We start from the raw sequence: 25,866 nt of genomic DNA, 5'->3' as shown, positions 1-25,866 counted from the left end.
TCCGCTTGCGTCAGGCGCTTCTCCTGCCAGTCCGTGTAGACCTCTTCGAATCTCATCTTCCGGGTTTCCTGTAACCAGCGTGCCCGGCTTACGGCTGGCTTCATGCCGCACCCAAAAACCGGACAGATTACGTGCTACAGACCCGGACAATTCATTTGCTCGCGACATCCGCAGCTTTATGACTTGACTCAGTTCTGATTTTGAACTTACGATCCAACCACTACATCAAACGATGTAACATTTTTCGATGGATAATTGGCCGTCGACCTAACCGGAGCGTCACGACATGTCCCGTCCCAATTCCGCCGCGGGCCCATCGCTCGCGCAGCCGCTCACTTTGCCGAACGGCATGGTGCTGAAGAATCGCCTTGCGAAATCAGCGCTGAGCGAGGCGCTCTGCGGCCACGATGGCCGCGTGACGCCGCAGTTGATCGCGCTGTACCGGCGCTGGTCGAATTCGGGCGCGGGGCTGCTCGTTACCGGTAACGTGATGATCGACAGCAAGGCGCTCGGCGAACCTGGCAACGTCGTGATCGAAGACGAGCGCGACCTGCCGAAGCTGCGCGAATGGGCGGCGGCCGGCAAGGCGCACGGCAGCGAGTTCTGGATGCAGATCAACCATCCGGGCAAGCAGGCGATGCGCGGGCTCAATGCGGAGACGGTCGCGCCGTCCGCGATCGGCTTCGGGCCGAAGCTCTCCCGGTATTTTCTCGTGCCGCGCGAACTGACGGGCGCGGAGATCGAGAATCTGATCCGCCGCTACGGGACAGCCGCCGCAATCGCGCAGAAGGCCGGCTTCACCGGCGTTCAACTGCACGGCGCACACGGCTATCTGATCAGCCAGTTCCTGTCGCCGCAGCACAACCAGCGCACCGACGAATGGGGCGGCAGCGCCGAAAACCGCCGGCGCTTCGTGCTCGCGGTGTACGAGGAGGTGCGGCGTCGGGTCGGTCCGGACTTTCCGATCGGCATCAAGCTCAATTCCGCCGATTTCCAGCGCGGAGGCTTCACCGAAGACGAATCGCTCGACGTGATCCGTGCGCTCGCGAAAGCCGGCATCGACCTGATCGAAATTTCCGGCGGCACTTACGAGGAGCCCGTGATGCAGCGTGGCGACCGCAAGACGTCGACGATGGCGCGCGAGGCGTATTTCCTCGAATTCGCCGAAAAGGTGCGCGCCGAAGTGGACGTGCCGCTGATGGTCACGGGCGGCTTCCGCAGCCTCGCCGGCATGGAAGCGCCGCTGCGCGACGGCGCGCTCGATCTAATCGGCCTCGGCCGCATTCTCGCGATCGAGCCCGACGCGCCCGCGCGCCTGCTGCGCGGCGAGGAAACGCGGCATCACGTGAAGCCGCTCAGCACCGGGATCAAGTATTTCGACGATCTCGGCTCGCTCGAAGTCACCTGGTACACGCGGCAGCTCCATCGGATCGGCAAGGGCCGCCATCCGATCCCCGACGAGAACGCGCTGAAGTCGTTCCTGCTCGATCTGTCGTCGAAGGGCTGCGCGATCTTCAGGGCGCGCCGCTTGCGTGCTTCGTCATCCGAAGCGCCGGCGGCGCACGGCTCGGCGACGCCGATCGTCGGCGGCCGGCGTCACGACGCGCATTGAGCGATGCGATATGCGTGGCCGTTCGCCGTCGATCGGGAAGATCGATGGCGGACGGCGGCGCTCATTATATTGTCGCGACCGGTCGAAGCGTCTCGGTCATCGCGCCGACGAGTATTCGCGTTGGCTGCGATCAGCTATCACGGCATCGCATCGCGCGCGATCGCGTACAAATCGACCGCCATCCGCAAGCCACACTGGCCGGACCGCCGCATCGCCGCATCGACTGCGAGCCGCGCTATTCAGCCCGCCACGGCGTCAAGCGCCGCTGCATCGCGCGCAGCCCGATCTCCAGCGCGAGCGCGATCGCGCCGATCACGAGAATCCCCGCGACGACGGCGTCCGTCACGAGGAAGCGTGACGCCGAATACACCATGAAGCCAAGCCCGCGCGTCGCCGCGATCAGCTCGGCCGCGACGAGCGTCGACCAGCCCGCGCCGAGCGCGATGCGCACGCCCGTCAGGATGTCCGGCAGCGCGCTCGGCAGCACGACGTGGCGCAACAGCTTGAAGCGCGTCGCGCCGAGCGACGCGGCCGCTCGCAAGCGGCTCTCCGATACGCCGCTCGCGCCCGCGGCGGTCGCGATCGTCAGCGGTGCGAACATCGTCAGATAGATCAGCAGGATCTTCGACGCATCGCCGATCCCGAACCAGACGACCATCAGCGGCAAGTACGCAAGCGGCGGAATCGGCCGGTAGAACTCGATGATCGGATCGACGACGCCGCGCACGATCCGGTTCGTCGCAATCAGGATACCTACCGGAATCGCGGTCACGATCGCAAGCGCGAACGCCGCCGCCATCCGCGACAGGCTCGCGAACAAGTGCTGGCCGAGCGTCGCGTCGTCGAAGCCTTCGGTGCTCAGCGTGATGAGCTTGCGCAGCACCGCCTCGGGGCTCGGCAGCAGCGCGGCCGACATCCATTCGAAGTGCGCGGCGAGCCACCAGCCGCCGAGGAGCGCGGCCCATGTCGCGATCGCGGCCGCATGGCCCGCATGCACGCGCTGCCTGCGGCGCTCGCGCGGCGGCGCGCCCGTGCCCGCCGCCGGCAGCGGCAACGTGAGATTGGGATTCTGTTCGGTCGCGGCCAAAGTCAAACCTCCTCGGTTTCCCGCATCAGTTGCTCGACGAGCGCGAGATGGATTTCGGTGAAGCGCGGATCGCTCTTGATCGAGCGCATCGATTCGCCGTCCGCGTAGCGCCGCGCGAAGTCGAGCGAATGGCGCGCGGCGATTCGTCCGGGCCGCGGCGACAGGATCAGCAGCTCGGTCGCGAGCAGCACCGCTTCCTCGACGCTGTGCGTGATCAGGAAAATCCCCTTGCCGGTCGCACGCCATACGTCGAGCAGCAGCGTCTGCATGTGCTCGCGCGTCAACGCGTCGAGCGCGCCGAGCGGCTCGTCCATCAGCAGGAACGAAGGATCCGCAGCCAGCGCGCGCGCGAGCCCGACGCGCTGGCGCATTCCGCCCGATATCTCGTCGATCCGATGCTGCTCGAAGCCCGCGAGCTTCACGAGCCGCAGCACCTCGCGCGCTCGCGCGTCGCGCGCTTCGTGGCCGATGCCCTGCATTCGCAGCCCGAACGCGACGTTGTCGATCACGTTCAGCCACGGCATCAGCGCGTCGTCCTGAAACACGACGCCGCGATCGGCGCCCGGTCCCGCGACGGGCGCACCGTCGACGCTCACTCGGCCCGACGTCGGCCGCTGAAAGCCCGCGAGCAACGACAGCAGCGTGCTCTTGCCGCAGCCGGACGCGCCGAGCGCGACAACGATCTCGTTGCTGCCAACCGACATCGACACCTCCTCGAGCGCCGTCAATGCGCCGCGGCGCGATTCGTAGACGACGGACACATGCTGCGCAGCAAGCTTCGCCATATCGATGCCGCTCCGTCGAGTATCAGCGCGCCGCGACCGACGCGCGAACGAACCGGTCCGTCACCGTCGGCCGGTAGTCGGGCAGCACGCGATCGATCTTGCGCTGCTCCTTCAGGAAGCGCGCAGTCGATGCGATCGCGGCGGCCGTCCCGCCGCCGAGCAGTTCGGGCGACGCCTGCTCGGACGCGGTCGGATAAAGATTGCCGGCGAGCAGCTGCGGAATGTCGCCCGTCGTCGCGCCGCTCAGGCGCGAGATCGCGGCGACCTGCGGCGACGCGCTCGTCCACGTCTTTCCGTTCGCGCGATAGTCGGCGATCGCCTGCGCCGTCACGTTCACGAACTTCGACACGAAGTCCGGATGGGCGTGCGCGAAGTCGCTGCGCACCGCCCAGAGATCGAACGTCGGCGCGCCCCACTTGCCGACCTCCGCCGAATCGACGAGCACCTTGCCGCCGCTTGCCTTCGCACGACCGAGCGCCGGGTCCCACGTGTACGCGGCGTCGATCACGCCTCGCTCCCACGCGGCGACGATCTCGGTCGGCCCGAGGTTCACGATCTTCACGCGCCGCGGATCGATGCCCCAGTGCTCGAGCGCCGCGAGCAGCGCGTAATGGCAGTTCGACGCGTAAGGCGTCGCGATCGTCTTGCCGACGAGATCGCCCGGCTTGTCGATGTGCGCGCCGCCGCGCACGACGAGCGCCTCCGACACGCCGGTGATCGCATTCAGCACGACCGCCTGGATCGGCACGCCGCGCGACACCGCCGCGGTAAACGGGCTCTGGCCGACGTCGCCGATCTGGATGTCGCCGGACGCGAGCGCCGCGACGACGTCCGCGCCCGAATCGAAGCGGCGCCAGTTGATCTTCCAGCCGGTGGCCTTCTCGTAAGCGGCGCCCGCCTGCGCGAGCTTCGCCGGATCGGCGCCGTACTGATAGGCGACGTTCACCGTGTCGGCATGCGCGGACTGTGCATGAACGGCGGAAAAAGCGGTGACGGCGAGAGTCGCGGCGGCGAGGATGCGCTTGAGAATCATGAGGGCCTTCTTCTGGATGCGTTGAATTCGGATGGCCGTCGAGATTACCGGGATGCATGTCGCCTGTTAAACAACGAAATCTGCGAAGGATATGAGACGGCGCATTCCGCGTTCGCACCAGGCCGGCTGCAATCCCGGCGATCAAATAAGCAATGCGAATTTCGTTGGTTCACCGGACGAACGTGTTTTGCGACACTCGTCGATTTTCCGCAACAAGCGGCGCGCGAGCGTCGGCTGCGCACGCATGCTGCCTCGCCGATGCCGATGCCGATGCCGATGCCGATGCCGATGCCGATGCCGATGCCGAATCCGAATCCGAATCGACGATGACTCGACTGAAACTGACCCGACTGACGCCCGCGATCGGCGCGATCGTCGACAACGTGAACCTTGCGAATGCGGTCGACGACGACGTTCGCAGCGCAATCCGCGACGCGCTCGCGCACCATCAGGTGCTGTTCTTCCGCGATCAGCGCCTGAGCGCCGCCCAGCATCGCGATTTCGCGGCCGGGTTCGGCGATCTGCACGTTCACCCGATCTATCCGTCGCATCCGGATGCGCGCGAGATCATGGTGCTCGACAACGAAGTCTTCGATCTGAAGGACAACGCGATCTGGCATACGGACGTGACGTTCGCCGAGACGCCGCCGCGCGCGTCGATCCTCGCCGCGCGCACGCTGCCCGAGACGGGCGGCGACACGCTGTGGGGCAGCGGCTTCGCCGCATACGATGCGTTGTCCGATCGCGTGAAGACGCAGCTCGAGGGCCTCACCGCGCAGCACGACTTCACGAAGTCGTTTCCGTTGAAGCGCTTCGGGCTCACGGCCGACGATCGCGCACGCTGGGAAGAAACGCGCATCAAGCATCCGCCCGTCACGCACCCCGTCGTGCGCACGCATCCGGTGAACGCGCGCCGCGCGCTGTTCGTCAACGACGGCTTCACGACCGAGATCAACGCGTTGCCTGAGGAAGAAAGCGCCGCGCTGCTGCGCTTCCTGTTCGCGCATCAGTCGCGGCCCGAGTTCACGCTGCGCTGGCGCTGGCAGGCCGGCGACGTCGCATTCTGGGACAACCGCTCGACGATTCACTATGCGGTGAACGACTACGGCAAAGCGCATCGGGTGATGCATCGCGCGACGATCGCCGGCGATCGGCCGTATTGAGCGGCCGGCGTACGGCGGCTGCGGCGAGCGAGAAAGATCGCGCAGCGCACCGTCTCGGCCTCGCCGCCGGCGGAACGAGCGGATCGCGGGCTTCGGCGCATCGGCGTGCGCGGATCAAGACTGCCGAATCGACTACGTCGCCCTGCGCGCTCGCGCCGAGCCTCGCTAGGCGAGAACCGGCATCGTGCGAAATAAATCTGTTATCGACGAGCGCTGAGTGGAACGGATTCCATTCAGCCAGGCGAACGCTCTCGTACCTGCGGTCACCGCGGCACCCTGCAAACCTGCCGCATTCCCACCACTTTTTTCTGGTTGAATTTCGGTTGGCAGGTGCCTTAAATACGCAGTGTGTAGCGGGAAGACAAGCTAATTCCCGTGGTATTGCGAAGGCCCGCGCTCAATGGAGGAAACCGGCGTGATGCGATCACCGGAAAAGTGGTTCGCGGGGAATGACGAGCCGGGATGAAAGCTCAATCCGGCGCACGGTGTATGCCGCCGTGGTCACGCGTGGTAGGCAATCTCATCCTTAGTGGTCAGCTTCGACAACGCCTGGCCGCGTTCGGCGAACGCCCACCGGATCAAGCGCTCTGCCTTGTCGGGATAGGCGCGCCGCATCATGGACGCCTCGTGCAACGCGAGCCGCGCTTGCACGGCGCGATCGTTGTCAGCGTCGAGCGCTCAGGTCAGGCTAGGCGCACAGAACGCGCTGTCCGAGCCGCCGATCTCGTGCGGCAACCGCAGCCCTCCCGGGGCACGACGCTGCTAGTCGCCGTCTGCGCAATGAGCACGCTCCTCGCGCGAATGAGGGTGTTGCGATCGGCACATGGCGCGGCGGCCTGCCCGCACGGTAGCTCGATCGACATTCACGTTTCCAGGAGAGCGTGCAATGAAAACAACCGAAAATCACTCGCGTTCTTGCGGCGATGACAACCGTCGAAACCGGCTTGGACAAGCTTGCCTGGGTTGGGCGGCCGGTCTTGTGACCGCGCTGAGCGCGCCTTTTGCGATATCCGCGGCCAAAGGCGACATGCATGCCGCAGCTGTGCACAGCATGCGGGACATGGGAAGCGAGCACATGATGAGCGCGCCGCCTGGCAGCAAGATATCGTTCGCGCTTTCGGAAATCGCGGCCAACGACCCCGAGCCCCCGACGGATTTCCAACTCGGGAATCTGACGAGAAAAATCAAGACAGAGAACCCGAGAACGCAAGCGCTCTTCGATCAAGGCTTGCGCTTTTACTACGCGTTCAATCTTCGCGAAGCATACCGCGCGTTCGAAGCCGCACTCAAACGAGATCCGAACTGCGTCATGTGTCGATGGGGGATCGCGATGTCGCTGGGTGTGAACATCAATCAGATCGATCAGCCGGAACCGGATCGCCGGATCGCGCAACAGAAGCTCAAGGAAGCATGTCTTATAGCCGATGCAGATCAGAAGGAGCGCTCGCTCGTCGAAGCGCTGCTGCCACGCTACGAAGAGCATCGGCAGATTCCCCGCGAACGCGAGCGCCAGGACCGGCGCAACACCGACTACGCCAAGGCGATGACCACGCTGGCCCACGAGTACCCGGACGATCCCGACATCCAAACCCTGTACGCGGACGCAGTGATGAACCGTAAGCCGTGGGAATACTGGGATCGTCACGGGAACGCTGCCTACCCTGACATTCCTCCGGCAGTCGCTGCGATCAAGGACGAGCTGAAGGACCATTCCGATCACATGGGGCTCGTTCATTGGTATATCCATATTCTCGAAGGATCGGAGAAGCCGAACGATGTGACGGATTTTGCGAAAAAGCTGGCCAGCATGGCGCCCGATGCGGGCCACTTGGTCCATATGCCCTCGCACATCTATTACCGCATCGGCAACCACCGGGAGTCGTTCGAGGCCAATCGGGACGCGGTATCAAAGGATGACGGATATTTCGAGAAGGTCGATGCCGGGCGCCCGGGCGGCATCGATCACCCGGACGGCGACCGATATCGCTGGGGCTACTACCGGCACAACATTCATTTTGCGCTTGCTTCGGCGATCATGACAGGCAACGTCGCGAACATGAAATGGGCGGCAGACCGCCTCTTGAAGTCGGAGGGCAAGGGTATTACGTTCCGGACCGATCGCTATCGCGGCGTCTATTACCAATCGCTACCGTATTTCATGTCCCCGGACGACATCATCAATCAACCACCGCCCGACGGGGTGGAAAAGGACTGGCGCTTTTCGAGCGTTTCCTGGGACTACGCACGAGTGCTTGCATATGTCCGTAACCACGATGATCGCAATGCGCAAAATGCGTATACGAAACTTATGAAGGACGTGGCCGCATTCGAGAAGGAGCGGCGCGACGAAGTGATGAACCAGCAGGCAGTGCAAATCATGAAATCGATCGCGCAAGCACGGATCGACCAAATGAAAGGCAACTCGCAAAGCGGGGTGCGCGCTCTCGAACACTCAGTCAAACGGCAGGACGCCATGAACTATGACGAGCCGCCTTACTGGATGGTCCCGGTCAGGCAAACCCTCGCCGCACTCCTGATCGACCTCCATCGTTATGACAAAGCGATCGAGACGCTTCACCAGTCGCTCGGCGACGACGACCCGGACCGCATCCCGTACACGAACTTCAGAGACAACGTCTGGGCCTATTTTGGCTTGACGCAGGCCTATAAAGGCATGGGCAGCTTGACGCCCGACCAGCAAAAGGACTATGACAAAGCGCGGGAATGGCTTGCCGAATACTGCAAGCCGACCAAGAATAATTGCGCGTTGTCGCTCGATCGTATGTAAGCGACCACGGCCGTCTTCGAGCTGAGTATCTATCCGGAACAGTTGTCCGGCCAGCAGCAGCGCGTGGCGATTGCCCGCGCGCTTGCGATGAAGCCGGCCGTGCTGCTGTGCGACGAAATCACGTCGGCGCGCGATCCGGAGCTCGTCGGCGAAGTGCCGGGCGTCGTCGAGAACCTCGCGCGCGAAGACATGACGCTCATCATGGTGACGCACGAAATGCACTTCGTGCGCGCGGTCGGCGACACGGTCGTGCATGCACCAAGGGCGCGTGTGCGAAAGCAGGTTCCTCGATCAGATCTTCGAGCATCCGCAAGCCGTCGAGCTGCAGCGGCTCATTCAATGACGGACGAGCGGGCGACGGCGTGGCGTGCGTGCTGCGCGACGCCGCTCGGCACGCATCGGCCGACGATCGCGTCGCGCCCACACGCCTCTTCCGCGACCGATGCGCCGCATGCAGGCTGCACGCTCGTCTCGCGGGACGCCGTACAAGCGACAGCGACCACGCTACACCACCGCCGGACATCAATCCGCCAGCCCCATCAGCTTCGCAAGCACCGGCCACCGGTCGAGCGCGTCCCGATACGCGAGCCGCGCCTGCTCGTCCAGGTAGCGCGCCGGATCGATCTCGGGCACGTGGCGCGCGAGCCCCGCGATGTCGTTTGCGGGCAGCGGCCCCTCGTCGCGCGCTGCCGCGTTCCGATTCGAATGTGTCATTTTTCGTCGATCCACACGCCGTCCGGCGTCTTCACCGCGTAGCCCGTCGCGGTCGTCATCGTCACGGTGCCTTCGTTCTCGCCGATCATCCGCGTGCGCGGCAGATCGGCCGCGTATTGCGACAGCGTCACGCCCGGCTTGAACGGGCTGTTCGACACGAGGTTCGACAGCAGTTGCGCGACCGCAAGGAAACTGGTCGGCGCGTCGATCACAGTCGTCGTGCCATGGTCGCCCGCGAAGCCGACGAGCCGCACGCCGACCGGCCCGTGCACGATCCGCGGCGTCGGAATCTCGCGCAGTCCCGCGACCTGCTTCGTGTCGCCGCGCAGCGCCGCACCGTGCTCGGGCACGAACACGATCACCGCGCGCCGGCCCGACGAGGCGATCAGGTCCGCGAAGCGGTCGAAGTCGTCCATCAGCCTGCGCGCGCGCAGCGGATACGATTCGAGGCTTGGCATCCGGCCGCTCGACAACTGGTTGCCGTCATGCAGGCTGATCGTGTTGTAGTACAGCGCAACCGGGCCCGCCGTCGCACCGCGCTTCGCGTACCAGTTCGCGAGCGTCGCGTAGTCGTCCTTGATCGCCGAGCCGTCGAACGCGTGCATCGCGACGGACGCGTCCGCGTTCGAGATCATCGGCGCGTTCGGCACGCCGATGTTGTCGTGGATCAACTGGATGAAATTGTCGAAATGTCCGTCGTGGTTCAGCAGTGTCTGCGGCGCGAAGCCGGCGTCCGCGAGCTGCTTGAACAGGTGGCACTGGGCGGGCGCGGGCTTGTACAGGTCCGCGTGCGCCTCTTGTCCGCACGTCGCGCGCAGCACGCGGATCGCGGCCGGCCCGCTGTAGCTCGCCGCCGTGCTGAAGTTCGTGAACAGATAGTCGAAGCGGCCGAGCAGCGGATGATTGCGCAGCTTCGCGACGTCGAGATCGTCCCACGACAGCGAGCACACGTGCAGCACGATCACGTCGAACTGTGTCGCCGGATCGGCGGGCGGGCGGCCGAACGTCACCTGCCGCTGCGATTCCTGCGAGCGGAACGCGGCGAGCGCCGCGTTGCCATCCTGCGGCTGCGCGGCGCGGGCGAGATCGGAGGGCTTCGCGGCGGCGGCGGCCGCAGCCGCGTCGAAACGCGCGAGCGCGGCGCTGCCCGCCTGCCATACGGGCAGCGCGATCAGCGCGAGCAACACGAACGTCGCGACGCGCAGCCAGCGGTTGACGATCAGATAGCCGATCACGACGCCGAGCGCGATCAATGCAAGCATCGGCGGCACGAAGCGCGGCGCGAGTTCCATCCAGTAGCCGAAGCTGAACGAGCGCAGGCTGCCGAGCGTCTCGATGAGCCGCGCGAACGGCGGCACGTCCGCTTCGTAATACATCAGCGGCACGCCGATCGCGAGCGCGAGCGCGTGACGCAGCCATCGCCAGCCGCGCCGCCTCACGGGCGAACTCAATGCGAGCGCCAGCGCAAAGCCGATGTTGGCGATCCACAGCGGCTTCAGGTGCCCCGCCGCGAACAGGTAGATCTTGAGAATGAAGTACAGATTCCAGAACGTCATCGACGTGACTCCGTCGTCAATTGAATCGGCGCGTCAATGACGCGTGCGGTCGGCCGTGCGGATCGCGTGCATCTCGCTCGCGGCCGCCCTCAGCATCCGCGCATAGCCTTCGGCGCCCATCGACAGCACCTCCTTGAGCCCGCGCAGCGGCGCGTCGCCGGTGCCGGTTTCGCGCCAGTCGAGCCACGCATCCGCGCGGCCGAACGTGCATTGAACGAGCTGCCGCTCCTGCTCAAGCGTCAGGCGCTCGAACTGCACGCCGAGATGCGCGTCGTCGATGCGCGTCACGCGCACCGGGAAATGAAACGGCCGGTCGCCGCGGCTCACGCAGACGTCGAGCGTGTCGCCGAGCGCGAGGCGCGCGCCCGGCACCGCATCGAGGCCGAGGCCGCCCGCCGAATAGTCCTTCGTGCGGCATGCGGCCGTCGTGCCATCGGCGAAGAGCAGCGTCGCCGGCACGCGCATCGCGATCCGGTGCGTGACGCGCACCTGCTTCGCCTCGCGCGCGACCGCGAGCGCCGCGCCGAGCATCGCGAGGTTGTACAGCGCCCACGAGACGTTCATCAGGATCGTCGACGCCTCGTCGCCGCCTCCGAGCACGAGACGGACGAAGCCCGCGCCGATCGCCGCGACGTTCAGCACGAACAGCGCGAGATACGGCTTCGACGTCGCCCAGTCGACGTAGCCTTCGTCGATCCGCCCGCCCTTTGCGGTCACGTTGAACTTGCCGTGCTTCGGGCTCAGGAAAGCGATCGTCGTCGGCAGCGCGATGTACCACGCGAGCACCGATTCGTACACTTCGGCCCAGAACGAGTGACGGAAGCGCCCCTGCATCCGCGCGTTCGCGACGTGCGCGAGCGCCATGTACGGCAGCACGTAGCTCGCGAGCGCGAGCGCCGACGCGTTGATGAAATACAGATGAAAGAACAGGTACGCGATCGGCATCGTCAGGAACACGAGCCGCGGAATGCCGTAGAAGAAATGCAGCATCGCGTTGCCGTAGCACAAGCGCTGGAAGACGCCGAGGCCGCGGCCGACGAACGGGTTGTCGATCCGGAAGATCTGCGCCATGCCGCGCGCCCAGCGCGCGCGCTGCCGGATGTGGCCCGCGAGGCTTTCGGTCGCGAGGCCGGCGGCCTGAACGGTCGGCAGGTACGCGCTCGCATAGCCGCGGCGATGCAGCTTCAGCGCGGTGTGCGCGTCCTCGGTGACGGTCTCGATCGCGACGCCGCCCACCTCTTCGAGCGGACCGCGCTTCAACACTGCACACGAGCCGCAGAAGAACGCCGCGTTCCAAAGATCGTTGCCCGCCTGCACGAGTCCGTAAAACAGGCTGCCTTCGTTCGGCACGCGGCGGAACGTGCCGAGGTTGCGCTCGAACGGATCCGGCGAGAAGAAATGATGCGGCGTCTGCACGAGCGCGCATGTCGGATCGCGAAGGAATGCGCCCATCGTCGTCTGCAGGAACGAGCGCGTCGGCACGTGATCGCAATCGAAGATCGCGACGTATTCGCCTTGCGTTTGCGCAAGCGCGCTGTTGATGTTGCCCGCCTTCGCGTGCCGGCTGTCGTCGCGCGTCAGATAGCCGATGCCCGCGTCGCGAGCGAATGCTTCGAACTCCGGACGACGGCCGTCGTCGAGCAGATAGACGCGCAGCTTGTCGGCGGGCCAGTCGAGGCTCTGCGCGGCGAACACCGTCGGCTTCACGACGGCGAGCGGCTCGTTGCAGGTCGGAATGTAGACGTCGACGCTCGGCCACTCGGCCGGATCGTCCGGCAGGCGCGCGACCGGACGTTCGAGCGGCCATGCGGTCTGCACGAAGCCGAGCACGAGAATGAGCCATGTGTACGCCTCGGCCGCGTACAGCAGATAGCCGACGAACGCCTCGACCGGCGTGCGGAAATCGAGCGTCTCGGTGCTACGCCACCAGATGTAGCGCGCCATCGCGAGCAGCGCGAACGTCGCGAGCGCGAGCGTCGGCAGACGGCCCGGCACGCGGCGCAGCATCAGCGCGAGCGCGGCGACCGTCGCGAAGAACGCGAACTGGCCCGCGGGCGCGAGCGGCGACGTGCCGGCCGCGAGCCACAGCGCGACGCCTGCCGCGCCGCTTGCCGGCAGCAGCCAGCGACGCGCGCCGGCACGCTCGGCGCCGCGCTCGATGCGCTCGCCCCAGCGATGCCACGGCAGACGCGCGAGCCAACCGTCGACGCGTCGCTGCACGCGTCGCGCGAACAGGCATGCCGGCACGAACGTCGCGTCGATCCATGCGAGCGGATCGCGCGCGCGCGATCGTGCTTCATGCGGCGCGCGCACGAACGCTCGCCAGAGCCAGTCGCGCGCGCGGCGCGGCCGCGCCACGCCCCATTGCGCGGCGGCCCACAGGATCGCCGCGCGTAGCCAGTCGCGCACGACGTCGCGCTTGCCGGGCGCGGGCGCGTGAAAGAGCACGCGCACGAGCCAGTCGAACGACGAGCGTTCGTCGGGCACGCCGAGGCCGCGCGCGATCCAATCGCGAGCGCGCACCACTGCGTCGCCGATCCGCCGGCGGAATGTCGTGTGCGGTTTCATGCGATCGTCCCCGTCGCGCCGCGCCCCACCGATGCGTCGAGCCACGCGTCGACCCAGTTAGCGACGCCGTGCAGATCGTGCGACGCCTGCGAATGCGGCGCGTCGTCGAAGAACCACGTGCCGCGCGCGAGCGCCTCGGGCAGCGCCGCATCCAGATGAACGCGCTGCTCGAGCACGACGCCCGGCCCCGCCGCCGCGCGCAGCATCGCGAGCACGTCGCGCTGCATGTCGCGCGCCGGGTTCAAGCGGTTCACGACGATGCGCAGCGCGGCGGCATGCGCGGCACGCAGTTCCGGCAGCCGAGCGGCGGCCGTTGCGCACGCGGCGGGATCCGGCGGCACGACGCACAACGCGAGATCCGCGCAGCGCAGTGCGTGCGCCGCCTGCTGCGATGGGTAGCGCGCGGTGTCGATCAGCGCCACGCCGTCGGCCGGCAGGTCGACGTCGGCGAGCGCGCGGGCGAGCCATCCGGGTTCGGCGGCCAGCCGCCCGTCGCACGCGAGCGCTTGCGCGGGATCGACGTGTCCGTACGGCACGAACAGCACGCCGTCCGCGCTGCGCCACGTGTGCGCGTGCCAGACGGCATCCGTGCCCGTCAGCGCGTGCGCGATGCCCGCCGACGCGAACGCGTCCAGCCCGAGCTGCACGCCGAGCAGATTCTGCGGATCGAAATCGAGCGCGACAGCCGGCCGCCCGCGGCGCGCGAGCAGCACCGCGAGCGCCGCCGTCAGCATCGTGCGGCCCGCGCCGCCCGTCGTCGAAACGATGGCGATCGTCTTCATTGCGCGCCCCGCCGTTTGCGCGCCGCGGCTGCGGGAAGCAGTCGCGCGTGCAGCGCGACCGGCTCGAGCGTGCAGTGCACCGCGTCGCGGCGATCGAAGTCGCGTGGCAGCGACAGGCCTTTTCCGACGCCGGCGCGCGACGTCACGAGCCGGATCGGAACGGCGATCACGACGCCGACGACAAAGCCGGCGATCATCAGCGAAATCATTCGGCCTCCTTGATGTGCAGCGGCATCGCATCGCGCGTGGCGGTGCGGGTGCGGGTGTGGACGATCGCGCCGGCGGCCGGAGACCGGAGCGGATGCGGGAGGCGCGGCGTCGCGATCGATGTGGTCGATGTGGTCGATGCGGTCGATGCAGTCGATGCGATCGGCATGGGCGATGGCGATACGACGATCTGCGCCGTTTCGGTCGGTGCGCGCGACGCGGGCGATATGGGGAACGCCGATCGTCGCGGCAGCGCATGTGATGCGGATCGAGCGCTCGTTGGCGTCGACGTGCTCGGCGCATGCCGCGGCATGCGTTCGTCCGGCGGGATTTCGATGCGCGGCATGGCCGGATGCTCGACCGCAGTGCGCGCGTCGGGCTCGCGCTTCACAACGGCCGCCGCCGAAAAGAGGTCGCTGTAATCGGCGATCGGCGCGCGCCGGTTTGCCGCATCGAGCGCGCTCAGCTCATGCTCGATGCTCTCCTCCGCGAGATACGCGCCGCGATCCGATATCCGCTCGACCGGCACGCTGAAGATGTATCCGAGCACGTCGCTCGCATCGGCGAGCTCGCACGCGAAAAGGAACAGATAAAGATGCTGCGCGTCGGCGGTCAGCACGTCGCCCGCACGGCGCAACGCGCACGCGCGCAGCGCGTCCGCATGCGGCACGCCCGGCAGCAGCGTCAGCTTCACGAGCGTATGCGACAGCGCGAGCACCGTGCTGCGCTCGAGCACCGCGCGTACATGCGCGCAGAACGCGCCGACGGGCAGATAGCCGAGCACCGTATCGCCGAGCGACGCGGCGAGCGCGGCCCGATAATCGGCCGCGACCGGGCGCGCATACAACTGTCCCTGCAGCGAGCGCAGCACCGCGAGCACGCGCGAAAACGGCAGATTGCGCGCGACGACCTGATTCGCGCCGAGGTTCAGCGCGAGCAGCTCGAACTGATGGCGCAGCGCTTCGCCGCGTTCGACGACGACGATCTTCAGCGCGCCGCCGCATCGCAAGCGCAGCGCGTGGATCGCCGAGCACAATGCTTCGAGCTGCGCGCGGCCGGTGAACGCGAGTACGGCGGTCGCCGCGTGCGCGCCTTCGCAGGCGGCGAGCACCGCGGCGTTGTCGTCGACGACGTCCCAATCGCCCGGCGCCCACGATTCGCGCTCGACGACGCGTCGGCAGACGACGACGCGCGTCTCGTCGAACGCGAGCTGTGCGCCGCCGCGCAGCGCGTGCGCACCGGCCGCCGGCACGGCCGTCAGCCGGCCGTCTCCCGTGAAGCGCAGCGCGCGAACCTCACCCGTCGCGACCGCGCCGCGCGAGCGCCAGAAGTCGACCATCCAGCGCAGCTCGCCGTGCGTACGCTGCAACTGCGCGACGCCCGCACATGCGCCGTGGAATCCGCCGCGTGCGGAGCGCGCGCCGTCGCCGGCGAATGCGGCGGCGCGGTCTGCGGTTCGGTCGTCGGATCGATCACCGGCGCGGTCATCGTTGCGGGCCTCGTCACGAACGGCAGCCGCGGCACGCGACGCGATCGCGCGCGCCCCGTCGGCGCGGCTCGCGTCCGCCTCCGCCGCTCGCGGGTCGATCAGCAGCACGAGCGCGATCCGATGTGCACGGCACCAGCCGGCGAGCGCGCGCCCTTCCTGCGTCAGCGCGACCGGATCGTGCCAACTGAACCAACACTCTGCGCCTTCGACGAAATACAGCGCGTTCGCGCGAAAACGGTAGCGCTTCAGCGCGCGCAGGCCGCCGACGAGACGCGCGAACGCGGGCGGCGACGCGGCGTCTTCTAGCGGATTCGGCGCGTTCGATGCATTCGGCGCGTTCGATGCATTCGGCGCGTTCGATGCGTTCGATGCGTTCGATGCGTTCAACACCTTCGACGCATCCGGCGCATCCGGCGCATCCAATACATCCGGCATCTCATGCACCTTCGGCACTCCCGATGCGCCTGTCGAGTTCGACGCAGACGCGCCCGACGAGACATCCACCGCCGACGCACCCGCCTCGCCTCCCCGTCGATGCTTCGACGCCCGCGCATCGAAACCCGCGCGGGCCGCGACATCGACCCGGCCCGTGCGCAGCGCCTCATCCGCGTCCGCGTCATCGAGCGGCATCGCAAGCACGTTCAATCGTCGCGGCCAGCCCCGGGCATGCACATCTTCGTCGAAGCCGATCTCGCGCAGCCGCGCCGCGACGTCCGCGCGCTCGCGCGCGAGCACGACCGTGACGTCACGCGTGCGCGCATGCCGCACGCTCTCCCAGATCAGCGCATCGCACGCGGGCGTGCGCGCCGCCGCATACACCGCATACAGCCCGCCCGGCTCGAGCTCGGTCCACTCGTCGGGCAGCGCGTCGATCGCGAGCCGGTTCGGCGCCGCCGCTCGGTCGTGCGGCGTCACGGCACGCGACCACGCACGCCACAGCGCGCGCAAGCGCCCGAACGCGCCCGTCTCGGCGGCGTCGCGTTCGGAACGGATGAAGGTCGAATCGGATTTCACGCGTGTGTCGTTCATGTCGCGTCCATCAGTAGCTCGAATAGAGTCGAACCGGCGACGGCGAAAAGCCGCCGCTGTCCTTGCGTGCGTCGAACGAATAGCGCACGTACACCAGACCGGAGCTCGGCGCGTAGTCGTGCGCGTGATCGATGTCGAACCGCGCGCCGACGACGAGCCGCGCGTTCACGCGATACTCGGCGACGCCGGTGAACCCATACCAGAACGACACGCCGCGCGTCGAGCCCCCCGAAAACACCGGGTGGCCGAGCGCCTGCGCGGTCTTGACGAGCGTCGAGTCCGGCAGTCCGTTCGGGAAGTACGGCGAATCCCGTTCATACGAATTCGACACGCCGGTCGTTGCGGTCACGTCCCATGTGAACGGGCCGCGCCGCCCCACCCATTCGATCGGCATGCCGATCGACAGATAACGCTGCGGGCTGTAGTAGCCCCCCTGCCCGTACGTGTAGAAGCGCAGGTTCTGCGCGTAGTGCCAGGCGTTGCCGACGAGTCCCGCGCTCACGCGCATGTCCGCGCGCCGGTAGACGGGCGCCATGAGCCCCGTGCGCAGCGTGACGGCCGAATTGCCGGCGACGCTGCGTCCCGTCAGCAGCCCCGCGCCGAGATCGGCGAACAGGTTCACGCGGCCGATGTCGACGGACGCGTGCAGATCGACGCTGTCGCGCCGCACGCCGCCCCATGTCGCGCCCGTCCAAGGATCGCGCAGCCCCGCGTACGACAGCACGCTGCCCGTCTCCGGCCGCCGCGACGCGCTGACCGAGAAGCTCGCCGGGCCCGTGTCGAATCGATAGCGCGCGCCGCCGACGACGTAATGCACCGGAAAGCCGAGCGGCGTCGTGCCGACGTCGAAGCGCCACGCGTCGGTCCGGTAGCCGACGCCGCCGCCGACGCCCGTCGCGCGCTGGCGCAGCGATCCGCCGGGCGCCGCCGACGGATCGGCGAGCACCGGATAGGTCGCAAACGTGTTGAGCGCATCAGCGCGCGGATCGCTCGTGTCGAGTGTGCCCGCATCGAGCCGCACGGCGTCGAGATGGACGAAGACGTGGCCGTCGTAGCGATACGGAAGCTGCAGATAGACGGGCGCCTGATACGCGCGATACGCGGAAATTCCTTCGTCCCCGGACTTGTACGCGGGCAGCCAGCCCGCTTCGATCTCGGGATCGCGGCGCTGCTGCAAGTCGGTCCAGGCGGCCTGCGCGGGTGTCGCGCCGTCGCGTCGCGGCGCGGCGCCCGTCGCGCGCTCCTGCGCGAGCGACTGCCGGTACAGCGATTCCGCGTCGTCGTAGCGGCCGAGCGCCTGCGCGACCCGCCCGGCCGCGACCGTCACGTCCGGACGCGCCGGATACGCAACGCGCAGCGTGGCGGTGAGCCGCGCCGCTTCCCGCGGAAGGCGCAGCGCAGTCAGCCGGCGCACCGCCGACAGTTGCGCGTCGACATCGTCGGGCGGCGTGCGCGCGAGCACGTCGTGCACGAGCGCGAGCGCCTCCGCATGCTCGCCGTCGTCGTCGAGGATGCGCGCGAGCGGGAGCCGCGCGTCGGCGTCGTCGGGGGTGCGCGCCAGCAGCGGCGCGAGCGCGAGCCGCGCGGCATCGTAGCGGCCCTGCGCACGCGCCAGCTCGGCGACCTCGAGCGCGTAGCGGCGATCGGCCTTGCCCGCCGGGCTCGCGCGATCGAGCAGGCGCTGCGCGTGCGCGTAGTCGTTGCGCTCGAGCGCATCGTCGGTCTCGCGCAGAATCAGCCGCAGCGACTGATCCTCGAGGCGCGCAGTCTGCGCGGCGCTCAGCGGCGAGCCGCGCCGCAGCGCGTCGAGCCACGCGGCCAGCGCGTCGTTGCGTTGCGCGCCGCCGAGCAGATCGCCGTAGCGCAGCCGGACATCGGCGTCGGCCTGCTGCGGATGCGCGGCGATCCAGTCGCGCAGCGGCGCGAGGCCGCGCTCGATGTCGCCGCTGTCGATCCACTGTGCGCCGACGGCCGCGAGCATGTCCGGATCGTCGGGTGCGAAACTTCGCGCACGATCGAGCGCGGCCGCGGCGGCCGCGCGGTCGTCGCGCGCGAGCGCGGCGCGCGCGTCGGCGAGCGACGCTTCGGCATCGAGCCTGCGCGCGAACGCGCGCATGCCGTCGGTGCGGCTCGCGTCCGGGATCGCCGCGAACGCCGCCTGCGCGCCCGCGACGTCGTCGAGCGAGTTTCGATACAACGCGACCGCGTGGCGCATGTCGGCCGCGTCCGACGCCGCCAGCCCGTCGTCCATCACCGCCCGACCCAGCTGCGGCAGGCCCATGTCGCGATACAGCCGCGCGAGCGCGAAGCGGGTCCACGGCGCGTCGGGCGCGATGCGCAGCGATGCTTCGTAGCGCTGCGCGGCCGGTCCGCGCTTGCCCGACGCCGCGAGCGCGTCCGCTTGCTGGGCGAGCAGATCGGCGCGCAGCCGCGCGAGCGCCCGGCGATCGTCAGCCGCGGCAAAGCGGCTTTGCAGCGCGTCGATGAGCGGCCCGAGCGCGTCGAGGCGACCGGTTTCTTCGTACAGCGTGCGCACGCTGCGCACGGCCGACACGCTCGGCGTGCGCGCGGCGAGCAGCGCGCGCAGCAGCGGTTCCGCCGCGCGCCAGTCGCGCCGCGCGAGCAGCGAATCGGCGAGCAGCAGCTTCGCGTCGGCGCTGTCCGGCTCGAGCGCGAGCGCCGCGCGCGCGGCGCGCTCCGCGTCGTCCGCCCGCCCTTGCGCGGCCGCCGCGCGGCCCTGCGCAAGCGTGCCCCAGAAGCGCGCGGTGCCCGCGAGGCTCGTCCATTTCGCGCGATTGTCCGGCGCGAGCGCGACCGCGCGCACGAACAGCGCGCGCGCTTCGTCGTGCCGGCCCTCGCGCAAGCGCAGCAAGCCGAGGCCGCCGACCGCGTCGGGATCGCCCGCGCGCGCCCGCGCGGCGCGCACGAGCAGCGGCTCGGCGGCCGCGAAGTCGCCGCGCGCGAGCGCCTGCAGGCCGCGTTGCTGCGCGATGTAGTCCGGATCGCGTTCGAGGCGCCGTTGCGCTTCGCGCTGCTGTTCGAGCGCGGCGGCGTTGCCGCGGAATTCGTCGTCGCCGGGAACGAATGTCAGGTACGCGCGGAACGCGTCGAGATACGCGAGATCGCGGCCCGCCGATTGCAGCACGCTGCGCCACAGCGACAGCGCCGCGCGCCGGTCCGTGTCCGGCCGCGCGACAAGCGTCCACGCGAGCCGGTTCGCTTCCGCGCGCGTGTCGCCGCGCTGGTTCAGCAGCTTCGCGAGGACGGTCGCCGCGTCGACGTCCGACGAATCGGCGGCGACGGTCCGGCGCAGCGCGTCGATCGCCCGCGCGCGGCCATCGGGCGCGCTTGCGACGATCTGGTAATACTCGGCGCCGAGCGTGCCCGTCGGCGCGCCGTGCGGAAACAGCGCGACGATCCGCCGGGCCGCGTCGTCGCCGCGCCCGCTGCGCGCGAGCAGGCGGATCTGCGCCATCTCCTCGCGGCCGCTCGTCGCGACGCGGTATTCGTCGTCGGCCTGGCGCGTCGCGACCGCGCCGGGCGCCGCCGCCTTCAGACGCGCGAGCGCGGCGCGAGCGCCATTCGCATCGCCGACGCGCAGCAGGATCCGCGTCTGCTCGGCGAGCAGCGACGGATCGTCGGGCGCGATCAGCAGCGCCTTGCGCAGCGCGTCGCGCGCGAGGTCGTCGCGATGCTTGTTGGCCCACATGCGCGCCGTCGCGTACAACTGATGCGCGGCTTCGGCATCGGGCGAGTGCGGCGTCGCGACGGGCTGCGGCGTCGCGGGCGCGCCGCGCGGCTGCGTCGGGACGAAGCGGATCTGCGACGATTGCGTCGTCGATATCGAATACGGCGGCGCGGCCAAGCGAAGCGGCATCGACGCGCCTGTGCGCGCGAACGGCTGTGACGCCGCCGCGCGCGCGCGCGTCTCGGACGTCGGCGAGCGTCGACGCGGCACATCTTGCCGCATCGACGCGGCATTCGCCGACATCGCACCCGACGACGTTCGCGGGATCGACACGAGTCGCACCGACGACGCCTGCGTCATCGGGACGGCCCGGACCGGAGCGTCGTATATCGCCACCGATGGAACGGAAACGGGAACGGGAGCTGGAGCCGCTTGCGACGCCGAAGCCGCAATGGCGCTTTGCGCTGCGCCGAACGCCAGGCCGAGCGCGGCATTGCGGATGATCACCGCGATCCCGGCGAGCCGGACACGGCGCCGCGCGCACACCGCGAGGCGCGTCATCGTCAGCGAGCGGGCGTCGAGCACGGCTCGCTCCATCGAACGTTCAGCGTGCCGTCCGCCGCGAACCGGTAGCGCCCGTCGCGCCAGCCAAGCCCGAACAGCGTCAGCACGTTCGCGTAGTAGCCGCTCGCCGCCTCTCGCTCGAGCCGCGCGAGGCGCGCGACTTGCGCATCGGCGAGCGCGTGCTCGCCGCGCGCGTCGAGGAACGGCACGGCCGCCGCGGAAAAACCGGTGTTGCCGTCGCGCGGCCCCGCCACGCCCGTCGTCGCGTCGACCGTTTCCGGCGGCGCGCCGTGCGCGGCGACGTGATCGGCGAACGGCGCGAAATGCGCGAGCAGCGGCTGCGCGAGCGCGTCGCTCGCGTCGAGCATCCCCGCCCACAAATAGACGCGAATCGCGTTGTACGCGCTTTCCGCATGCGAGTCGGCATCCGGCTCGAAGCCGTGACCCGACCGGTACAGCGCCCAGTCCGGCGCGAAGCCGCGCGGCGCGGTATCGATCAGCACGCGGCCGACGCTCGCCGCGAGCCGCGCCCAGCGCGCGTCGTCCGGCAGATGCGCGCCGATGCCGCGAATCGCCTGCGGCGGCGAGTAGCTCGGATTCAGCCGCCACAGATCGCGCATCGGCCGAAAGCCCGCCGGCCCGGGCAGCAGCACGAGGCCAAGCCCCGGCAGCGTCGCGGTCTCGTCGTCGAGCACGCGCTTCGCGAGCAGCGCGCCGCGCGCGGTGTAGCTGCGCTCGCGCCACAGACGCCCCGCTTCGAGCAGCGCGTACGCGATCCACACGTCCGCGTCGGATGCGGCGTTCGCGTCGAGCACGCGCCACGCGCCGTCGGCCGCGCGGCCCCACAGCCACGCGGGCAGATGCGCGGTCAGGTCGCCTTGCGCGAGGTTGTTCTCTGTCCAGTGGAGGAGCGCATCGAAGGCCGGCCGGTCGTTCGCGACGAGCGCGAAGAACAGCCCGTATGCCTGCCCCTCGGACACGGTCCGTTCGTCGGCCGAGCCGACGTCGATCACGCGGCCGTCGGCCGACATGAAGTCGCGCTTGAAGCGATCCCAGCGCGGCCAGGAAGGCGTGCAGACAGCGGCGGCGGACGTGCGAGCGGACTTCGCCGCGGGCGACGCCGACATCGCGATCGTGTCCGTTGCGTCGCGCGGACGCTTGCCTTCGCTTGCAATCTCGTTCGTCAAGACACTCGCGACGATGCGCTCACTCGCGACGACACTCACGCGCTCACCCGACTCGGCCGGCGCGCCGTCGCTCGAACTCGCGTAACCGCCTCGCGTCGCATTGGCGACCGCATCCAGACCCGCTTTCGCGCTTGCAAGCCGGCTCGCATGCTCGGCTCGAAGCGCGCGGCCACCCGGGTTCACGCCAGCCATTGACGCATTCGCGCCGAGGTTTGGGACGACGTCCGTACTCGCGTCCGCACTCATGGCCGCGAGTGCGGCCGGGTTCGCGCCGAAGCCCCGATTTCCGCTCGAACCTGGCCATGCGGAAGCGGCCGATGCTGGACCGGCGACGTCGCGCCATCCGGCATCGCCTGACGCGCGCTCCGTCGCACGTGCGGCGCTTCCCGAAGCCGCCGCGACGCCCGCTGTCGCGACGCTCGCTGTCATGACGCTCACCACCGCGACGCCCGCAGACGCCCGACAAAACGCCCGCCAGCATCGCCTGCCCCACCGCGCCCGCGCGCCGCGCACCGCCCGCCCGGCCATCGGCTCAGATCCCCCGCCGCCGCGCGGCGATCCGCTGCAGCGCGCCGAACGCGCCGAGCGCGAGCAGCAGCCCGGCCGCCGCGCCGAGCAGCCCGAGAAGCACCGGATGCTTCGCGACCGCGGTCCACACGCGCGCGTACCACGGCACGTAGCTGACGAGATAGGGTTCGCCGACACGCATGCTCTCGACCGCGCCGGCCCGCACGAGCGCGACGTCGCCCTGCAACTGCGCGACGAGGCCCGGCTTCTCGAATACGTCGAGCAGATCGCCGAGATGCCGCGCGTCGGTCGCGGTCATGGCGACGACGCTGCGCCCGTCGCTGCCCGGCAGCTCGAAGCCGAACAGCGCGGCGAGCGCGCCGCTCTGCTCGAAGCGCGCGCCGCCCGACGGCGAGCGCGCATCGTCGCGCCAGCGCTCCTTCACCGAGAACGTCGCGCGCGCGAAGCCGCCGTCCGCGCCCGCACCGATCGCGACCGGCAGCGCGTCGCGCCAGCCCGACAACTGCGCATACGGCGGCGCGCCGTCGATCACGAGCAGATCCTTGTCCGTGATGCGCGGCGCGTCCGCCGTCCGCGCGACCTGCATGCGCAGCGCCGGGAAGCCGGTCCACTGCCCCATGTGGCCGAGCATCGTCAGGAACGCTTCCTGCTCGACGGGCGACGGCCGCTCGGGCAGCACGATCGCGGTCTGCGACAGATCCGCGTAGCGCGTGAACGGAAAACCGCTGTTCGCGAAGTACGCGAGGTTCGGCAGCGTCGCGTAATGGATGAAGCGCGAGAAATCGATCGTCGAATCGGGATCGATCGCCGCGCGCTGCGGCTCGCTCGCGACGCCCGTGCAGAGCCCCGTCTTCTCCGAATCGAGCGTGAAGCGCAGTTGCAGCTGGTTCGCGCTGCCGACGCGAAACGCCGGGATGTCGACGTCGTTCGTCGCGCGGCTGTCCGCGTCGGACAGCAAAGGCAGCTGCACGCGGCCGCGCGCGTCCTGGCTGCGCGGCGACAGCCGGTACGACTGCACGAGCTGGTCGTTGATCTCGACGGCGAGCATCGAATCGCTGCGCACGGTCGGCGCGGTGTAGCGATAGTGCAGCGACAGCGGCACGCCCGAACCGCTCCACGAATGCAGATCGGCGGGCAAGCGCAGATTCAGCCGGACCGGATCGGGCGCGCTGCCGCGCACCTGCAGATCGGCCGGGTTGCCGATGAGCTCGCGGAACGTCACCGGCCGGTTCACCGGCACCCAGCGCGGCGCGTCGTAAGGCTTGCGCGGCGCGCCGATGTCGATGCGCGACACGCGCGCCCACGGACCGGACAGCGCGGCGTTGCCGAGCACGAGCGCGTTCGTCGCGGCGTCGACGTCGGCCGCGCTGCGGCCCGTGACGACGAGCAGCTTCTTGTCGGGCGCGACCGGGTTGTCGGCGACGACGAGCATCGGGCCGTCGATCGGCGGCAGTTGCAGCGACGCGGGCAGTTGAGCGGCGGCGCCGACGATCACCGCATGATCGTTCGCGGGCAACGTCGACGACACCGGGAAACGCGCCTGCCGGTAATCGGCGAGCGCGCCGAACCACGACGCGAGCACGCCCGCGCTGCGCAGCGTCGCGTCGTCGGGCGTCGCGGGCAGCACGAACGGCAGGCGCAGCCGGCTGTTGTCGCGCCGGTCGAAGAACGGCGCGGGCAGGAGCGCGAGATCGTTCGGCAAGCGCACCGACGCCTCGTCGAAGATCAGCTCGCTCGTCGGGCTTACGTCGGCCCAGAGCGCCGAATGCTCGGGGTCTTCGCAATGATCGAGCGTGTAGTGCGCGATGAGGCGCAGCTCGATCTGGTTGAAGTCGGTGAAATAGCGCGGATCAAGCGGGATCTCCTGCGTGACCGCGCGGCCCGCGTGCTCGCTGTCGAACGGCAGCGTCGCGACCGATTCGCCGTTGATCGACACCTTCAGATGCGACACCGGAAACACGAGCGACGGCGAATACGTATAGGTGAGCCGCAGCCGCGCGGCCGTGACCATCCGGTCGAGCCGCACGCCGGCGTTGACGGTCCGCGCGGTGTCGCTGCCGCGCAGGCGCAGCGTCTCGTACGCGCCGAGCGTCGCGAACGGCACGCGGATCGCGGCGCCGGCAAGGCCAGGCGGCTTCGGTGCGGCGAGCGGCGCGGACGCGCCGGCGGCGGTCGACGCCGACGGCTGTTTCTGCGGCGGCTGCGATTGCGATTGCGGCGCCGCGATCGATGAACCGGGATGAACGAGCGCGGAGGCGATCGCGAGTGCGCTCGCAAACGTTGCAATCGGCTTCATCGGCAGAGCCGATCGAATGCGAAGCCGGCTTCGAAGCCGGACGGCTGGCACCGCCGTCCGTCGATATTCCAACATTCCCCGCAAAAAACCTGGCCTGTTATGGGCGAACATTTTGATTGGCCTGCTGACTGTCTCGATATCGAGTCGCGCGCAATCGCCCGCACAGGCGCAAGCCGCCTGCCCGCCGACAGGACCGTTGGCGGCCTGCGGCTGTCGATTGTTCGCGTGCGTGACCGCGCGCCGTCATCCCGTCCCGACGGCAACGCCCCCGTCATGTCACTCGACGCCGGCCTCGCCGGCGTCGCTCCGCACACGGCGAACGATGGGTTTCGATCGTTCGCGTCCGGCGGACAACGCGCGGAAATCTCTCCACCCGCGCGTCGCCCTGCCGGGAAATGCAACCTTCACACGCCGGCGCGCGCGTCGGAAACGCAATCGCGCAGGGGCGTCGAAACGGCTTCGCCAGCGTGCCGTTTTTAATCTGACAATTTCGATCGCGAATCGGCCGGATGGTGGCACATGCCGGCGCTCGATTACCCCTCGACGCGACAGGCGCTCCGTTGCGCCGCCACTCGACATCGCCTGATCTGCACGATCGCCGCCGGTCGTGTCCGGCTGCGATGCGAATCTCGGCTGGAGCCGATTGTCAGATTGTCAAAAAGCTGCGAATTATACGGGACGTGGCCACCCAAAAGCACACGGGCCAACGCAATTTTTGACGGGAAATCGGCGGGTGCGGCGCAGCCCGGAATCGCACGAAAACAGGGTCGATGCACACTTTGGCACGCGC

The 25,866-nt window shown here is 68.9% G+C and carries 17 protein-coding genes and 1 pseudogene; 5 read left to right on the top strand and 13 right to left on the bottom strand.

All coding sequences use genetic code 11. The annotated features are described in order from the left end of the window. Nucleotides 1-286 precede the first annotated feature (286 nt). Nucleotides 287-1,612 (top strand): NADH:flavin oxidoreductase/NADH oxidase family protein, encoded by a 1,326-nt coding sequence (locus WS69_RS22780; RefSeq protein WP_059472919.1) that lies wholly within the window; start codon nt 287-289, stop codon nt 1,610-1,612. Nucleotides 1,613-1,847: 235 nt separating this feature from the next. Here WS69_RS22780 and WS69_RS22775 read toward each other — a convergent pair whose 3' ends face one another. Genes WS69_RS22775 through tauA form a run of 3 tightly spaced genes read right to left on the bottom strand, consistent with a single transcriptional unit; the run spans nt 1,848 to nt 4,517 of the window. Then, on the bottom strand, nt 1,848-2,699 hold the full coding sequence (locus WS69_RS22775; protein WP_059472918.1) for an ABC transporter permease subunit: 852 nt from the start codon (nt 2,697-2,699) through the stop codon (nt 1,848-1,850). A 2-nt stretch (nt 2,700-2,701) separates the two neighbouring features. Further along, nucleotides 2,702-3,484, bottom strand: a complete 783-nt coding sequence (locus tag WS69_RS22770) for a taurine ABC transporter ATP-binding protein (protein WP_059472917.1) — start codon at nt 3,482-3,484, stop codon at nt 2,702-2,704. Between the two features lie 22 nt (nt 3,485-3,506). Continuing rightward, nucleotides 3,507-4,517: a taurine ABC transporter substrate-binding protein gene (tauA, locus tag WS69_RS22765; protein ID WP_059472916.1), complete on the bottom strand. Its 1,011-nt coding sequence runs from the start codon at nt 4,515-4,517 to the stop codon at nt 3,507-3,509. Between tauA and WS69_RS35040 the strand changes: the two genes are divergently transcribed. Both WS69_RS35040 and tauD read left to right on the top strand, forming a co-directional pair. Continuing rightward, nucleotides 4,455-4,847: a hypothetical protein gene (locus WS69_RS35040; RefSeq protein WP_231747197.1), complete on the top strand. Its 393-nt coding sequence runs from the start codon at nt 4,455-4,457 to the stop codon at nt 4,845-4,847. The two genes, tauA and WS69_RS35040, sit on opposite strands and share 63 nt — an antisense overlap. Next, entirely contained in the window at nt 4,844-5,680 is an 837-nt protein-coding gene (gene tauD / locus WS69_RS22760; RefSeq protein WP_059472945.1) for a taurine dioxygenase, read from the top strand. Before WS69_RS35040 ends, tauD begins: the two co-directional genes overlap by 4 nt. Nucleotides 5,681-6,181: 501 nt before the next feature. Here tauD and WS69_RS33680 read toward each other — a convergent pair. Then, a complete protein-coding gene (locus tag WS69_RS33680; protein WP_156438328.1) occupies nt 6,182-6,331 on the bottom strand; it encodes a hypothetical protein in 150 nt (49 codons plus the stop codon). 235 nt (nt 6,332-6,566) lie between these two features. Between WS69_RS33680 and WS69_RS22755 the strand changes: the two genes are divergently transcribed. Both WS69_RS22755 and WS69_RS35035 read left to right on the top strand, forming a co-directional pair. Next, entirely contained in the window at nt 6,567-8,468 is a 1,902-nt protein-coding gene (locus WS69_RS22755) for a tetratricopeptide repeat protein (RefSeq protein ID WP_231747193.1), read from the top strand. Between the two features lie 30 nt (nt 8,469-8,498). Beyond that, nucleotides 8,499-8,811, top strand: a pseudogene (locus WS69_RS35035) (ATP-binding cassette domain-containing protein); the annotation flags it as partial. A gap of 179 nt (nt 8,812-8,990) precedes the next feature. On the opposite strand, the gene WS69_RS22745 reads toward WS69_RS35035, so the two are convergent. The 9 genes from WS69_RS22745 to bcsB all read right to left on the bottom strand — a co-directional run bounded on the left by WS69_RS22745 (nt 8,991) and on the right by bcsB (nt 25,076). Next, nucleotides 8,991-9,182, bottom strand: coding sequence for a hypothetical protein (locus tag WS69_RS22745; RefSeq protein WP_059472913.1), 192 nt, complete (start codon nt 9,180-9,182; stop codon nt 8,991-8,993). Then, a complete protein-coding gene (bcsG, locus tag WS69_RS22740) occupies nt 9,179-10,738 on the bottom strand; it encodes a cellulose biosynthesis protein BcsG (RefSeq protein WP_059472912.1) in 1,560 nt (519 codons plus the stop codon). Before bcsG ends, WS69_RS22745 begins: the two co-directional genes overlap by 4 nt. A gap of 33 nt (nt 10,739-10,771) precedes the next feature. Continuing rightward, nucleotides 10,772-13,306 (bottom strand): UDP-forming cellulose synthase catalytic subunit, encoded by a 2,535-nt coding sequence (bcsA, locus tag WS69_RS22735; RefSeq protein WP_059472911.1) that lies wholly within the window; start codon nt 13,304-13,306, stop codon nt 10,772-10,774. Continuing rightward, nucleotides 13,303-14,088 (bottom strand): cellulose biosynthesis protein BcsQ, encoded by a 786-nt coding sequence (gene bcsQ / locus WS69_RS22730; RefSeq protein ID WP_059472910.1) that lies wholly within the window; start codon nt 14,086-14,088, stop codon nt 13,303-13,305. Before bcsQ ends, bcsA begins: the two co-directional genes overlap by 4 nt. Then, the gene (locus WS69_RS22725) at nt 14,085-14,297 is read right to left on the bottom strand and encodes a hypothetical protein (protein ID WP_059472909.1); all 213 of its coding nucleotides are present in this window, start codon (nt 14,295-14,297) and stop codon (nt 14,085-14,087) included. Before WS69_RS22725 ends, bcsQ begins: the two co-directional genes overlap by 4 nt. Continuing rightward, nucleotides 14,294-16,813 (bottom strand): cellulose biosynthesis protein BcsE, encoded by a 2,520-nt coding sequence (gene bcsE / locus WS69_RS22720; protein ID WP_059472908.1) that lies wholly within the window; start codon nt 16,811-16,813, stop codon nt 14,294-14,296. Before bcsE ends, WS69_RS22725 begins: the two co-directional genes overlap by 4 nt. A gap of 10 nt (nt 16,814-16,823) precedes the next feature. Beyond that, a complete protein-coding gene (locus WS69_RS22715) occupies nt 16,824-20,861 on the bottom strand; it encodes a cellulose synthase subunit BcsC-related outer membrane protein (protein WP_442854921.1) in 4,038 nt (1,345 codons plus the stop codon). Nucleotides 20,862-21,064: 203 nt separating this feature from the next. Then, nucleotides 21,065-22,444, bottom strand: coding sequence for a cellulose synthase complex periplasmic endoglucanase BcsZ (gene bcsZ, locus WS69_RS22710; protein WP_162499001.1), 1,380 nt, complete (start codon nt 22,442-22,444; stop codon nt 21,065-21,067). Between the two features lie 340 nt (nt 22,445-22,784). Continuing rightward, complete coding sequence (gene bcsB / locus WS69_RS22705; protein WP_059472906.1) at nt 22,785-25,076, bottom strand: cellulose biosynthesis cyclic di-GMP-binding regulatory protein BcsB; 2,292 nt, start codon at nt 25,074-25,076, stop codon at nt 22,785-22,787. Nucleotides 25,077-25,866 lie beyond the last annotated feature (790 nt).

The organism is Burkholderia sp. BDU5 (genome assembly GCF_001522845.1).
Taxonomy (GTDB): Bacteria; Pseudomonadota; Gammaproteobacteria; order Burkholderiales; family Burkholderiaceae; genus Burkholderia; species Burkholderia mayonis.
Note: the sequence above shows the minus strand (reverse complement) of the source record. Positions and strands in the feature narration are given on the sequence as shown.

Coding starts and splice junctions, on each gene's coding strand:
- WS69_RS22755 (WP_231747193.1), top strand. CDS start 6,567: ATGAAAACAACCGAAAATCACTCGCGTTCTTGCGGCGATGACAACCGT.
- bcsE (WP_059472908.1), bottom strand. CDS start 16,813: ATGAACGACACACGCGTGAAATCCGATTCGACCTTCATCCGTTCCGAA.
- bcsZ (WP_162499001.1), bottom strand. CDS start 22,444: ATGGCTGGCGTGAACCCGGGTGGCCGCGCGCTTCGAGCCGAGCATGCG.
- tauD (WP_059472945.1), top strand. CDS start 4,844: ATGACTCGACTGAAACTGACCCGACTGACGCCCGCGATCGGCGCGATC.
- bcsQ (WP_059472910.1), bottom strand. CDS start 14,088: ATGAAGACGATCGCCATCGTTTCGACGACGGGCGGCGCGGGCCGCACG.
- bcsB (WP_059472906.1), bottom strand. CDS start 25,076: ATGAAGCCGATTGCAACGTTTGCGAGCGCACTCGCGATCGCCTCCGCG.
- bcsG (WP_059472912.1), bottom strand. CDS start 10,738: ATGACGTTCTGGAATCTGTACTTCATTCTCAAGATCTACCTGTTCGCG.
- tauA (WP_059472916.1), bottom strand. CDS start 4,517: ATGATTCTCAAGCGCATCCTCGCCGCCGCGACTCTCGCCGTCACCGCT.
- WS69_RS22780 (WP_059472919.1), top strand. CDS start 287: ATGTCCCGTCCCAATTCCGCCGCGGGCCCATCGCTCGCGCAGCCGCTC.
- WS69_RS22745 (WP_059472913.1), bottom strand. CDS start 9,182: ATGACACATTCGAATCGGAACGCGGCAGCGCGCGACGAGGGGCCGCTG.
- WS69_RS35040 (WP_231747197.1), top strand. CDS start 4,455: ATGAACGGCGGAAAAAGCGGTGACGGCGAGAGTCGCGGCGGCGAGGAT.
- WS69_RS22770 (WP_059472917.1), bottom strand. CDS start 3,484: ATGGCGAAGCTTGCTGCGCAGCATGTGTCCGTCGTCTACGAATCGCGC.
- WS69_RS22715 (WP_442854921.1), bottom strand. CDS start 20,861: ATGACGCAGGCGTCGTCGGTGCGACTCGTGTCGATCCCGCGAACGTCG.
- WS69_RS22725 (WP_059472909.1), bottom strand. CDS start 14,297: ATGATTTCGCTGATGATCGCCGGCTTTGTCGTCGGCGTCGTGATCGCC.
- bcsA (WP_059472911.1), bottom strand. CDS start 13,306: ATGAAACCGCACACGACATTCCGCCGGCGGATCGGCGACGCAGTGGTG.